We start from the raw sequence: 13,400 nt of genomic DNA, 5'->3' as shown, positions 1-13,400 counted from the left end.
TTCAGTGAACAACTGTGTACTATGGCCACATGGCGGAGCGAGGTGCGCAGCCCCAAGTCCCGCGCGGTCGCAGGTTGTTCCTGCGGGCCGTGCGGCGATTGTTCAGTCCGTTGCAGCCCGACGACTACCTGGAGATGATCAACCCGCTCTGGACCACGAAGGAGCTGCGCGGCAAGGTCGACCGCGTTGAGCCCCAAGGCTCTGAAGCAGCGAGCGTTCTGATTCGGCCGGGGTATGAGTGGCCAGGTCACAAGCCCGGGCAGTACGTGCGCCTGGGCGTCGTGATCGACGGCGTCTACCACTGGCGGGCCTATTCGCTGACATCGGACCCGTCGCCCGAAGACGGTCTGATCAGCGTTACGCCCAAGAAGGTGGACGGCGGCGTGGTCTCGCCATACCTCGTGCAGAAAATCCAGCCCGGTGACTTGGTGCGGCTCGGCGAAATAGAGGGCGTGTTCACGCTGCCCGACCCGCTGCCGCCCAAAATGTTGTTCATCAGCGCCGGCAGCGGCATCACACCGATCATGAGCATGCTGCGCAGCCTCGACCATCGCGACCAACTGGACGACGTTATCGTCATTCACTCCGCTCGGACCCGCGAACAGGTCATGTTTTTGTCCGTCCTCGAAGACCTCGATCGCCGCCACGACGGGCTGCGGCTGGATCTGCGCCTGACGTCCGAGCGGGGCCGGCTTGAGCCGGCAGACCTCGACGAGGTCTGCCCGGACTGGCGCGATCGTGAGGCCTTTTGTTCCGGGCCGGGGGAGATGCTCGATGCGCTGACCGAGCACTGGAAAAGCAACGGCGATTGCGATCGCCTGCACATGGAACGGTTCCAGCCCAAGATCGGTGGTGACGGCGCTACCGGTGAAGGCGGCGAAGTTTGCTTCCTCGACAGCGAGAAGTCCGTCGAATGTGACGGCGGCACATCAATTTTGGAAGCCGGCGAGCAGGCCGGCCTCAACCTCGCCTTCGGCTGTCGCATCGGAATCTGCCACACCTGCGTCGGCACGCTGAAGGCCGGCAAACTTCGCGATCTGCGCTCCGGTGACGTGATCGAACCCGTGGGGCAGGACGTGCGGATCTGTATCAATACCGCCGAGGGCGACATCGAACTAGAGCTCTGACGAAAGGATTTGGGGTGACTTCTACTTTGCAACGCCAAGAGACCCCGTTTGCCCATTTGGGCGAGCAGGAACGCGAAAAGCTCGCGAAAGAACTCGACGCGATTCACGACGAGGTGTTCGCCGATCTCGGCGAGCGCGACCGTAGCTATATCAAAACCGTCATTTCGGTGCAGCGGCAGATTGTGGTAGCCGGTCGTGTGCTCCTGCTGGCATCGCGATCTAAGACTGCATGGGTCCTCGGAACGGCGTGCCTGGGTATGGCCAAGATCCTGGAAAACATGGAGATCGGCCATAACGTCATGCACGGCCAGTGGGATTGGATGAACGATCCCGACATTCATTCCTCGGTGTGGGACTGGGACACCGCCTCGACCAAGGAGGCGTGGAAGCACTCGCACAACTACATCCACCACACCTACACCAACATCTTGGGCAAGGACAAAGACCTCGGCTACGAGATCATGCGGATCGATCCCAATCAAAAATGGCATCCGCGCTATCTTGGGCAACCGCTCTACAACCTGCTGCTCACAGCGCTCTTTGAGTGGGGTGTGGCGGTCCACGATATGGACATCGAGGCGATCCGGGCCGGAGAGAAGCCGTGGTCGGAGATCCGTAAGGACCTCAAAGGCATTGGCGGCAAGGCACGTTCGCAGATCTTCAAGGACTATTTGGGCTGGCCGCTGATCAGTGCCGGCGCATTCGCGCTGGTGCAGCTGGCGTCGCGTGGCCGACTCGAGCAGCCGGCGGAGTCGCGTATCGGCAGGCGGCTCCGGAGAATTTCGGGCAAAGGGCGGGTCGGCGCGGCGGCGACGTTCCTCGACCGGACATTGCCCGGTGTGGAAAGCACCTATCTGCGAACCCTGCTCGCCGACGCCGCGGCCAATGTCATCCGCAACGTGTGGGCGCACGCCATCATCTTCTGCGGACATTTCCCCGACCAGACCTACACGTTCACCGAACAGGAAGTCGAGAACGAGACGCGCGGCGATTGGTATCTGCGGCAACTCGTCGGTGCGGCCAACATCGAGGGCAGCCCGCTGTTCCACGTCATCAGCGGCAACCTGGGTTATCAAGTCGAGCACCACCTGTATCCCGACATGCCGAGCAGCCGCTACTCGGAGATCGCTCCGAAGATCAAAGATATCTGCGAACGCTACGAGCTGCCGTACAACACCGGGCGATTCTCCAAGCAGTGGTTCTCAGTGCACCGCAGCATCTTTCGATTGGCCTTCCCGGGTGGCAAGCCCCGGCCTAAGCCCGGGCCATACCACAGCGACGATCGGCGTCCCGAGCCCGGCAATGACGGTGAAGCGACTCGATTCCGTGAACGTGTTCCGGCCGAACACCCGGCCGCAGGCCCGGAGCACGAGTCAAGCGGTGTAGAGGTGCAGCCACCGCCGCGCGGCGACGATTGAGCCAGCTCGGGTCTCAGTCTGCTTCCGCCGGGCTCGGTGCTTCCCCGAATCGCGCCAGCCCCAGAGTGCCGGCGACCGCAACCGCGAATCCCAACACGACCAGCCAGCCGAGGCCCTCGCGTGCGCGGTCACCGAGCCACACCGCCCCGACTAGCGCCGGGGCAACGGTTTCACCAACGACCATGGCGGCGACTGTCGTGGTTACGGACCCGCGTTGCAACGCGGATGTGAACAAAAGAAATCCGATGACGCCGCCGCTGATCGCCGCGTACAGCGCCGGGTTGGTGTAGAAGGCGGCTTTGGTCGGGGCAATCAAGTCGATCAGGCGCACGCCGACTTCCACCACACCGAAGCCGCTGCCTGCACCGAAGCCGAGGGCAAGGGCACGCTCTCGATCACTCAACCGGCCAGCGGCGACACCGGCAACCAGGATCGCGACCACCACCCCCAACAGGGCCCAGCCGAGGCCGGCCGGTGCGCGCCGAAAGTGCCCGGGTCCGGCGGCGCCGGCGAGTACTGCGAGGCTCACGCAGACGATGCCTACCGCTGTCCACTCGGCTGGTGACAGTCGCGCAGACAGGGCCCACGCGGAGACGATCCCGGTGACCGCGATCGAGGCGGCGAGCGCAGCGGCGACGACATAGATCGGTACCAAGCGCAGTGCTATCACCTGGAGGACAAATCCGAGGCCGTCAAGACCGATGCCGGCGAGGTATCGCCATTGCCTGGCAGCGCGCAATACCAACGCGGCGTCGACACCCGACCTGCTCTCGCCTTGCACCGATCGTGCCGCTACCGCTTGCAAGACCGAAGCCGTGCCGTAGCACACCGAACAGCCCAGGGCCAGCAGGAAACCGATTAGCACAGACCGACAATATGCTGTGGCGGGCCGCCTCGGGCCGCCGCAACCACTGTCACCTCGTTCCCTATCATCGGTTGATGAGCGTTGGTGGGCTGGAGGCCGTAGGATCGCCCGCGTTCACCGCCGAGGACGCCGCCCGGTATCGAGCGCAGGGTTGGTGGTCCGACGTCACGCTGTCCGACGCGGTGCGCGCCAATGCCGCTCGCTCACCCGGCCGCACCGCGTACATCGACCACCCGGGAATGCTGCTGACCTGGAGCGAATTCGACTATGCGGCAAGCGATCTGGCGCAGCAGTTGGCCGGGGTTGGTGTCACGCGCGGCGACCGGGTAGCGGTGTGGCACGGCGACTCCGCCGCCATCCACGCGCTGTTCGTCGCGGTCGAACGCTGCGGCGCCGTCGTCGTCGGCATCGGCGCGCGCGCCGGTACCCGCGAGGCCGCTGCGATCCTGCGCAGTTCGCAACCCAAGATCCTGATCAGCGATCACCAGCGCAGCGCAGCCGCGACCCAGGTCGCGGAGCAGCTCGCAGACTTCAGGCTGGCGCCGCTCGTCTTGGGCCACGATGCGGGTGCGCTGCGGCTGGACACCCAGGCCGACCCGCGGGCACCGTCGCTCGCGTCTCAGCTCGGCCCCGACGACGTCTTCCTGATCAACTCCACCTCGGGCACGACGGGGCAGCCCAAGTGTGTCGTGCACACCCAGAACCGTTGGTTCTACTTCCACCAGAAGGCCGTCGCCAACGGGTTACTGACCAGCGACGACATATTCTTACCCGTCATACCCATGCCGTTCGGCTTCGGGATCTGGACCAGCCACACCAGCCCCATCTACCTCGGAGCCACCGCAGTGATCCTGGACCGGTTCACGGCGAGGGCGGCCTGCGAGGCGATCGCTCGGCGTCGGGTGACCGTGTTATGTTGCGTCAGTACGCAATTGACGATGTTGATGGCCGACGTTGCGTCACGGGACTTCGACTTGAGTTCGTTGCGTGTCGTGTTCGCCGGCGGGGAGGCATTGCCGTATCGGCCGGCTGCCGAGTTCGAGGAACTCACCGGGGCCAGGATCCTGCAGTTCTACGGTTCCAACGAGACGGGAATGCTCAGCGCGACCACGCTGGACGACCCCCGCGAACGCCGGCTCCGCACGGGCGGTCGGATCGTGCCGGAGATGTCGGTGCGGCTCTTCGACGGCGACCGCGACGTCACTGCGACCGGGCAAGGTCAGCCCGCGTGCCGCGGCCCGGCAACCAGTCTCGGCTACCTCGGCGGTACCGACCACGACAAGCTGTTCACCCGCGACGGGTGGATGCGGATGGGTGATATCTGCCGGATCGACGCCGATGGCTACCTCAGCGTCACCGGCCGAACATCGGATTTCATTTTGCGCGGCGGCAAGAACATCAGCGCGGCACAGGTGGAGGACGCGGTTACCACGCACCCCGCGATCGCGATGGCTGCCGCAGTCGCGATGCCGGACCCGGTGTTCGGCGAAAAGGTTTGCGTCTACGCCGAAGTCGTCGATGCTCACAAGATCGACCTACCTGAGCTCGTCGAGCATCTGCTGGCGCTGGGGACTTCGAAGGAGCTGCTTCCCGAACGCCTCATCGTGGTCGACGAACTGCCCCGTTCGTCCGGCGGGAAGGTCACCAAAGGCGCGCTGCGCGCGGACATTCGAGACAAAATGGAGGCCAATTGTGAATGCTCCTGACGCACGCCCAGGCGGCCTCGAGGTGTGGGCGCCGTCGGTGGTGCCCCCGATCGGGGTCGAGCTGTCCGACGAGCAGGCGCTGGCCGTGGCCTTCCGCCATCTCGCTGCGATCGGGTTCGCGGAGAACATGGCCGGACACATCACCTGGCAGCCCGACGGGCAAACGAACATGTTGGTCAATCCGTGGGGCCTGTGGTGGGCCGAACTGACCGCGTCGGATATCTGCGTGGTGGACAGCGACGCGCGGGTAGTGCGTGGCCGTTGGGACGTCACTCCGGCCATCCACATCCACACCGAACTGCACCGGGTGCGCGATGACGCCCGCGTGGTCATCCACAACCACCCGTACTACGTATGCCTGCTCGCCGCCCTGGGCCGCTTGCCCGACCTGGTGCATCAGACCGGTTCGCTGTTCCTGGACGACCTCTGCCTGGTCGATACCTACGACGGCGAAATCGACAGCGCCTCTGGCGCAGCCGAACTCGCGGCCCGCATCGGCGGCGCCAACCTCACGATTCTGGCCAACCACGGCGTCATCGCGACCGGCCGCAATCTGCCCGAGGCCGTCTATCGAGCGGCGTCGATCGAGCGGGTGTGCAAGCTGGCCTACGACGTCATGCTGACCGCCACCGAGCCGCTGCACATGAAATGGTCGGACATGGCGGGGATGCAACGATCGCTGATCGAACGCGCCGCCGACGTCTATTGGGCGGGGGCCGCGCGGATGACCATCAAAGCCGATCCCGATGTGCTCACCTGAACCGCGAACAGACGCAAAAGCACGTCAATTCGGCTCGAATTCAGTGCTTTTGCGTCTGCTCGCGCTGACATAGCCCCCGCAAGGAGAGATTGCCGACCATGAAATCCATCGACGAGCTGGCCGCCAATTTGAGCTTCACCACCGCCAAAACCGGCGCCGAACGTTCGGTCACCTTCCTGCCCGATCCGCCCCGGGCGCGGCGCCGCTACACGGTGATCTCGGTAGACGACCACATCGTCGAACCTCCGGACACCTTCGCCGGACGTATGCCGCAAAGGTTCTCCGATCGCGCCCCCAAAGTCGTGGACAACGGGCAGGGCGGCCAGACGTGGGTCTACGACGGCCGGGAATTGCCCAACGTAGGCTTCAACGCCGTGGTCGGGCGGCCGGTGTCCGAATACGGCTTCGAGCCGGTTCGATTCGACGAAATGCGCAGGGGTGCATGGGATATCCATGCGCGCATCAAGGACATGGATCTCAACGGCATCTACGCCTCGCTCAATTTTCCGTCGTTCCTGCCGGGCTTCGCCGGCCAGCGGCTGCAGCAGGTGACCAAGGACCGCGACCTGGCGCTCGCCTCGGTGCGGGCATGGAATGATTGGCACCTCGAAGTCTGGGCGGGTTCGTATCCCGACCGGATCATTCCGTGCCAATTGCCGTGGCTGCTCGATCCCGAGGTCGGCGCCAACATGATCTACGAGAACGCCGAGCGTGGCTTCCACGCAATCACTTTCAGCGAGAACCCGGCGATGCTTGAACTGCCGAGCATTCATTCAGGTCATTGGGATCCGATGATGGCCGCATGTGCGGAGACCGGCACGGTGGTGAATCTGCACATCGGATCTTCGGGTTCGTCGCCGTCTACCACGGAGGATGCGCCGCCCGACGTTCAGGGTGTGCTGTTCTTCGCCTATGCCATTTCGGCGGCGGTCGACTGGTTGTATTCGGGACTGCCCAGCAGGTTTCCCGATCTCAAGGTCTGTCTGTCAGAGGGCGGAATCGGCTGGGTTGCCGGGTTGCTGGACCGGCTCGACCATATGCTGAGCTACCACGAGATGTATGGCACCTGGCGGGCGCTGGGTGAGAGTCTGACTCCCGCAGAGGTTTTCACACGCAACTTCTGGTTCTGCGCGGTCGAGGACAAGTCGTCGTTCGTCCAGCGGGACCGGATCGGCGTGGACAACATCATGTTGGAAGCTGACTACCCGCACTGTGATTCGACCTGGCCGCACACCCAGGAAACGATCCATGAACAGATCGGCGACCTGCCGCCGGACGTGATCCGCAGGTTCACCTGGGAGAACGCCTCGCGCTTATACCGCCACCCGGTGCCGTCGGAAATACAGCAGGATCCGGACGCTTTCTGAAGACTTCGACGGCATTGCGCGCCGCCTTCGTTGCCCAGGCTTTCCGTGTGAATCCTGGGCTTCGAGAGTGAATCCTGGGTTTCGCGCGTGAACACAGGGCGGTACCACTGGCCATAGTTCCGCCCAGGCTTCACCATCAAAGCCCAGGTTTCACAATCAAAAAGCTAAGGCTTAATGGATTTGGTTGGCCAGTTTGTTGACCAGCGCTTGGTTGAGATAGGCATTGGCGGCAGGACCGCCGGTGTTGAACGCGGCGATGGTGGCCGGGTCGTCGATGATGACCAAGATACCGGTATATGCGTTGAAACCCGTTGGTAGACCGTTGTATCCGCCGCCGCCAGCGGCTGGATCGGTGCGGCACAAAACCATAACCGCGGTCGACTGAGCCTGGGAAAACGCGGTCGGGGTGTCCAGCGGTACTTCGGGGGGCTCAGTGGGCCCGCGTCGGAAGTTGGTGTTGTAACTGAATCCCAGATTTTCCAGGTAGCTCGTCGGCCGTGACACGCGCGCCGCGGCGGTGGTGGCGACACCGGAGAAGTTCACCACGGTGATCGATTTGCCGCCAAAGCCCGGGTGTTGCGATTTGATGGTGGCAAGTCGCGACCCAGCATCGGCGATCAGCGTTTTCGCGGTATCGGAGCGGCCGAGCGCCTGAGCGATCCACGTCAGCTGCGCCTGCCAGGTCCAGTCTTGCGTGCTGTCAGCCGGACGGGTCAGCGTTGGCGCGACGGCGGCCAACTTGTCGTAGGTGGCTTTGTCGACGTCGCCGGTATCGATGATCAGGTCGGGTTTGGCTGCCGCTACCGCTGCCGGATTGGGCGTTCCCAGCACCGGCGGCGACGAATGCACCAGGGGCTGAATCCAACTGGGCAAGTTGCCCGTCATGCCTCCGATCACCACCGGTTGGACGCCGAGCGACAGCACCGCGTCGGGATCGCCGGGTCCCAGGGCCGCGATGGCCAGCGGCCGCTGATCAAGACGAACATCCCCATGGACTCCGGTGAGCGTCTGCGGCTGATACGGCGCCAATCCGCCACCACGGTGGTGTCCGACCAGAGATACGGTCACGGTTGTGGCCACCGCGACCACGGTGAGCGCCAACGCCGTCAGGATGAGGGCCCGCCTGCGCCGTCGCCGCGGCCGTTGCCCAGGACTTTCGGGGACGAAAGACGGCGTGGCCGGTGGCGGGTGCGGCGCCGGCGCAACCTGATGCCCGAGCGGCGTCGGCGGCTGCGTCGGCTCCTGCCGTGCGGGGCCGCTGCTCAGGGCCGGAGGCGGGGTCGGGTGCGACACCGGCCGTGTTGTCCAACTCCGTGTCTGGGACCCACTGCCGGACGAGGGCGCGGCGGGATGACCGGTCAATGCTGCCGCGGTCGCGGCGGCGAGCTCACCCGCGGTGCTGAACCGCTCGCCTGGATTCTTCGCCATCGCGCGGGCAATCACGGCGTCGATGGCCGGTGGCAGGCCCGGGGTCACCTCGCTCGGGCGTGGCACGGGCCGCATCATGTGGGCCATCAACATCGCTGGCAGCGAACCGGTTTCACCGTACGGTGTTCTGCCGGTCAGCAGCCGAAACAGCGAGCAGCCCAGCGAATAGATATCGGCCCGATGGTCGACAGTTTCGCCTTCGATTGCCTCCGGCGCGGCATACGCCGCTGTGAAGACCAGCGAGCCGGTCGCGGTCAGTGAGGAGGCATCGTCAAGCGCGCGAGCGATCCCGAAATCGGCGAGCAGAACTCGCTCCTGATCGGCCGCTGGGATGTCCATGGGTCCGGAAACCAGGAAGTTCCCGGGTTTGACGTCGCGGTGCAGAACCCGGCGGGAATGGGCGTAATCGAGCGCCCTGGCGACGCCGGTGGTTATGCGCGTGATCCGTGCCGGCGTGAGGTTGACGCTCGAAATATCATTGGCCGCAGTGCCTTTGACATACTCCATGGCTATCCAGAGCTGAGCGTCTGCTGTTTCGCCGCGATCGAAGACCGTGACGATATTGGGATGATTCAACGTGGCGGCCAGATCGGCTTCGCGGATGAATCGGGCACGGAACTTTTGGTCCAGGGAAAGCTCGGTGGACAGGATCTTCAGCGCATCGCTGCGGGGCAGAGTTGGATGGCGCGCCAGATACACCGTGCCCATACCCCCGGAGCCCAGCACACCCTCGATCCGGTAGCCGGCGACCACCGTTCCCACAGCTAGCGGCATTCAACGATCCTGATCAGGGCTTACCGAGATGCGGATGGTAGCTCATGCTACCAAGCACGGGCCCGTTATCGTCGTGCAGATGAAACGCCCGAACTTCCTGGTGATAGTCGCAGACGATCTCGGGTTTTCCGATATCGGCGCGTTCGGCGGCGAGATCAACACGCCGAACTTGGATCGGTTGGCGTACGCGGGGTGCCGCCTCACCGATTTTCATTCGGCGCCGGCCTGCTCACCGACTCGGGCGATGTTGTTGACCGGCACCGACCACCACATCGCCGGCATCGGCACGATGCTCGAGGTCGCGATCCCCGAATTCGCCGGCGCACCAGGCTATGAGGGCTATCTGAACGACCGGGTGGTGACCCTGCCCGAGTTACTGCGCGACGACGGCTATCTGACGTTGATGTCCGGCAAGTGGCATCTTGGCAGCACGATCGAGACTTCGCCGTGGGCACGCGGGTTCGAGCGTTCGTTTGCCCTGCTGCCGGCCGGCGCCAGCCACTACGGCGGTGGACAGGCTGGCGGATTCTCTCCGGTGCCAACGCTTTACACCGAAGACGACCGGTTCGTCACTGTCGGCGACGAGTTCTACTCGTCGGACTCCTACACCGATACCTTGTTGCGCTACTTCCGGGAACGCTCCGACGGCGAACACCGACCCTTCTTCGCCTACCTGCCCTTTCAGGCGCCACACTGGCCGCTGCAAGCTCCCCGGGAATCCATCGCGGCTTATCACGGCCGCTACGACGCCGGGCCGGACGCCTTGCGCGACGCCCGCTTGGCCGCGCTCAAGCGGCTCGGCTTATGCGAACCCGATGTCACGCCGCACCCCGTCGTGGCCGACGGCGCTCCCGAGTGGTCCGACATGACGGCCGATGAACGCGCGCGCTCGGCACGCAGCATGGAGGTTTACGCCGCCATGGTCGAGCGCATGGATTGGAACATCGGGCGGGTGATCGACTACCTGGGCGAGACCGGTGAACTCGACGAGACAGTCGTAATCTTCTTGTCCGACAACGGCGCAGAAGGCGCGATCGTCGAGGCGATGCCGCTGCGCGGCCCGCAGATCGCCGCACAGATCGAAAAGTATTGCGACAACAGCCTCGACAACCTCGGCGGACCCACCTCGTACATCTGGTACGGCCCGCGCTGGGCACAGGCTGCCACCGCACCGTCACGCCTGCACAAGGCGTTCACCACCGAAGGCGGGATCCGGGTCGTCGGCTTCGTCACCTGGCCCGGCTTCACCCGGCAGCAACAAATCGGCACCGCTTTTACGACCGTCATGGACATCGCGCCCACCGTGCTGGAACTGGCGGACACCGCACACCCCAGCACCTACCACGGGCGCGAAGTGGTGCCCATGCGTGGCCGCTCAATGGTGGGCTATCTGTCGGGGATCGCCGATGCGGTACACGACGCCGACACCAGTACCGGTTGGGAGTTGTTCGGCCGGCGAGCCATCCGACGGGGCGACTGGAAGGCGCTCTACCTGCCCGCGCCGTATGGCCCGGGCACCTGGCAACTCTATGACCTCTCGCAGGACCCGGGCGAGATCTATGATCTTTCCCGCTCACAACCCGACAAGCTGGCCGAGCTCCTCGAGCTGTGGGAGCGCTACGTGCAGGACAACGGCGTGATCCTGGATCCTGTCTCGGTTTTCCAGGTCGACCTGCCAAACTTTTCCTGAAAGTGCATTGTGCTGGAAGCGATTTCGTATGGGACAGCTTGCTCGTTGTGGCGACGGGTCAGCTGGCCCGTATGCTGAGCGATGATGGTTGACACCACCACGTGCGCGATAATCGGCGGCGGCCCGGCCGGAATGGTCCTCGGGCTGCTGTTGGCCCGGGCAGGCGTGGAGGTCACCCTGCTGGAGAAGCACGGCGACTTCCTGCGCGACTTCCGCGGTGACACGGTGCATCCGACGACGATGCGGTTGCTCGACGAACTGGGCTTGTGGGAGCGGTTCGCTGCTCTACCCCACACCGAGGTGCACAAGGCGACATTCGAGGCGGACGGCCGCTCGGTGACCTACGTCGATTTCGGACGTTTGCGTCAACCGCATCCTTTTGTCGCAATGGTGCCGCAGTGGGACTTGTTGAAGCTCCTGGCCGAGGCCGCCGAAGCCGAGCCCACGTTCACGTTGCGGATGAACACCGAAGCCACCGGCCTGTTGTGGGACGCCGGCAGGGTTGCCGGGGTGCGCTATACAGGACCCGAAGGTGCCGGCGAACTGAAAGCCGAACTGACCGTTGCATGCGACGGGCGCTGGTCGATCGCTCCGCACGAAGCCGGGTTGAAGCGACACGAGTACCCGGTCAATTTCGACGTGTGGTGGTTCCGGCTTCCGCACGAGGAAGACACCCAATTCTCCTTCCTGCCTCGGGTCGGTCCAGGCAAGGCCCTCGGCGTCATCCCGCGCGAAGGCTATTACCAGATCGCTTATCTCGGACCCAAGGGCACGGATGGCGAACTGCGAGCGCGGGGCATCGAAGCGTTCCGGCGCGACGTCGGAGCGTTGCTACCCGACATGACCCACTCCGTGGCCGCGCTGGAATCCATGGATGAAGTCAAGCATCTCGACGTCCGGGTAGATCGGCTGCATCGCTGGCACATTGACGGGCTGCTGTGTATCGGCGATGCCGCGCACGCGATGTCTCCACTGGGCGGCGTCGGCATCAACCTGGCTGTCCAAGATGCCGTCGCGGCGGCAAGGGTATTGGCCGAACCGCTGCGCCGGCACCACGTCACCGAGCGCGATCTGGCGGCGGTCCGGCGCCGCCGCCTGTTTCCTACCGCCGTCACCCAGGCTGTGCAACGGATGCTGCAGCGCACTCTGCTCGGGCCGCTGCTACGAGGAGCAGACCCCACCCCGCCGACAGCCCTGCTCGGCTTGGTGCAACGACTGCCCTGGCTGTCCTTTGTGCCCGCCTATTTCATCGGGGTCGGAGTGCGGCCCGAGCGCGCCCCCGCATTCGCGCGTCGTTGACCCGGCGGCTGCTAGCGTTCACTTCGTGACTGGACAAGCGGCCCCGCTGCGGATCGGCGTCCTGGGTGCGGCACGCATCGCGCCGATGGCGCTCATCAACCCGACCAAAGACAACGCCGAAGCGGTGGTAGCAGCGGTAGCCGCACGCGATGTGTCGCGCGCCCAAACCTTTGCGGCAAAACACGGCATTACCCGAGTACACGACAACTACGACGCTTTGATCGCCGACCCCGAAGTCGATGCCGTGTACAACCCACTGCCGAATGGTCTGCACGGCAAGTGGACCCGAGCAGCACTGGCCGCAGGGAAGCATGTGCTGTGCGAAAAGCCTTTCACCGCAAACGCTGTCGAGGCGCGCGAGATCGCGGAGCTTTCCGCCGCATCGGATCGCGTCGTGATGGAGGCGTTCCACTATCGCTACCATCCGCTGGCCCTGCGCGTCGAGGCGATCATCACCTCGGGCGAGCTGGGGAAGCTGCGGCGGGTCGAGGCGGCCCTGTGTTTCCCGCTGCCGCGATTTTCCGACATCCGCTACAACTATTCGCTCGCCGGCGGCGCCACCATGGATGCGGGCTGCTACGCGGTGCACATGGCCCGCACCTTCGGCGGTTCCATCCCGGAAGTCGTTTCCGCGCAGGCGAAGTTGCGAGATCCTCAGGTCGACCGCGCAATGACGGCAGACTTGCGCTTCGCCGACGGGCACACCGGTCGGGTCCGGTGCTCGATGTGGTCCAAGCGCCTGCTGCAGATCAGCGCCAAGGTCGTCGGCGAACGCGGCGAGCTGCGTGTTTTCAATCCCGTCATGCCGCAGTTCTACCATCGGCTCGCGGTCCGATCGTCGGACGGCAAGCGCGTCGAACGTCTCGGGCGTCGACCGTCCTACGCCTACCAGCTCGACGCGTTCGTCGACGCCGTCCGCCGCGGTGTGCCGGTGCGAACGACGCCCCAAGACGCGGTCGAAAACAT

The 13,400-nt window shown here is 64.6% G+C and carries 10 protein-coding genes; 8 read left to right on the top strand and 2 right to left on the bottom strand.

From position 1 onward, the window contains the following. Positions 1–29 precede the first annotated feature (29 nt). Complete coding sequence (locus tag A5791_RS12285) at positions 30–1,127, top strand: ferredoxin reductase (protein ID WP_067236678.1); 1,098 nt, start codon at positions 30–32, stop codon at positions 1,125–1,127. A 14-nt stretch (positions 1,128–1,141) separates the two neighbouring features. Next, complete coding sequence (locus tag A5791_RS12280; RefSeq protein WP_067236331.1) at positions 1,142–2,545, top strand: acyl-CoA desaturase; 1,404 nt, start codon at positions 1,142–1,144, stop codon at positions 2,543–2,545. 13 nt (positions 2,546–2,558) lie between these two features. On the opposite strand, the gene A5791_RS12275 is transcribed toward A5791_RS12280, so the two are convergent. Beyond that, a complete protein-coding gene (locus A5791_RS12275; protein ID WP_067236328.1) occupies positions 2,559–3,410 on the bottom strand; it encodes a DMT family transporter in 852 nt (283 codons plus the stop codon). A gap of 74 nt (positions 3,411–3,484) precedes the next feature. Here A5791_RS12275 and A5791_RS12270 point away from each other — a divergent pair, with 74 nt between their 5' ends. The 3 genes from A5791_RS12270 to A5791_RS12260 all read left to right on the top strand — a co-directional run bounded on the left by A5791_RS12270 (position 3,485) and on the right by A5791_RS12260 (position 7,243). Next, positions 3,485–5,116 (top strand): class I adenylate-forming enzyme family protein, encoded by a 1,632-nt coding sequence (locus tag A5791_RS12270; protein ID WP_067236674.1) that lies wholly within the window; start codon positions 3,485–3,487, stop codon positions 5,114–5,116. After that, on the top strand, positions 5,103–5,876 hold the full coding sequence (locus A5791_RS12265; protein WP_197504670.1) for a class II aldolase/adducin family protein: 774 nt from the start codon (positions 5,103–5,105) through the stop codon (positions 5,874–5,876). Before A5791_RS12270 ends, A5791_RS12265 begins: the two co-directional genes overlap by 14 nt. A 98-nt stretch (positions 5,877–5,974) precedes the next feature. Further along, a complete protein-coding gene (locus tag A5791_RS12260) occupies positions 5,975–7,243 on the top strand; it encodes an amidohydrolase family protein (RefSeq protein ID WP_067236324.1) in 1,269 nt (422 codons plus the stop codon). Positions 7,244–7,414: 171 nt separating this feature from the next. Here the strand turns inward: A5791_RS12260 and A5791_RS12255 are convergent, their stop codons facing one another. Further along, positions 7,415–9,445: a serine/threonine-protein kinase gene (locus A5791_RS12255; protein WP_067236321.1), complete on the bottom strand. Its 2,031-nt coding sequence runs from the start codon at positions 9,443–9,445 to the stop codon at positions 7,415–7,417. A gap of 79 nt (positions 9,446–9,524) precedes the next feature. Between A5791_RS12255 and A5791_RS12250 the strand changes: the two genes are divergently transcribed. The 3 genes from A5791_RS12250 to A5791_RS12240 all read left to right on the top strand — a co-directional run. Next, complete coding sequence (locus A5791_RS12250) at positions 9,525–11,135, top strand: arylsulfatase (RefSeq protein WP_067236667.1); 1,611 nt, start codon at positions 9,525–9,527, stop codon at positions 11,133–11,135. 84 nt (positions 11,136–11,219) lie between these two features. Further along, the gene (locus A5791_RS12245) at positions 11,220–12,434 is read left to right on the top strand and encodes an FAD-dependent oxidoreductase (protein ID WP_067236664.1); all 1,215 of its coding nucleotides are present in this window, start codon (positions 11,220–11,222) and stop codon (positions 12,432–12,434) included. Positions 12,435–12,459: 25 nt separating this feature from the next. After that, the coding region (locus A5791_RS12240) for a Gfo/Idh/MocA family protein (protein WP_067236660.1) at positions 12,460–13,400 on the top strand (941 nt) is incomplete at its 3' end.

The sequence above is a fragment of the Mycobacterium sp. 852002-51163_SCH5372311 genome (assembly GCF_001667115.1).
In the GTDB taxonomy this organism is placed as follows: domain Bacteria; phylum Actinomycetota; class Actinomycetes; order Mycobacteriales; family Mycobacteriaceae; genus Mycobacterium.
This window is presented reverse-complemented; position numbering and strand designations above follow the sequence as displayed.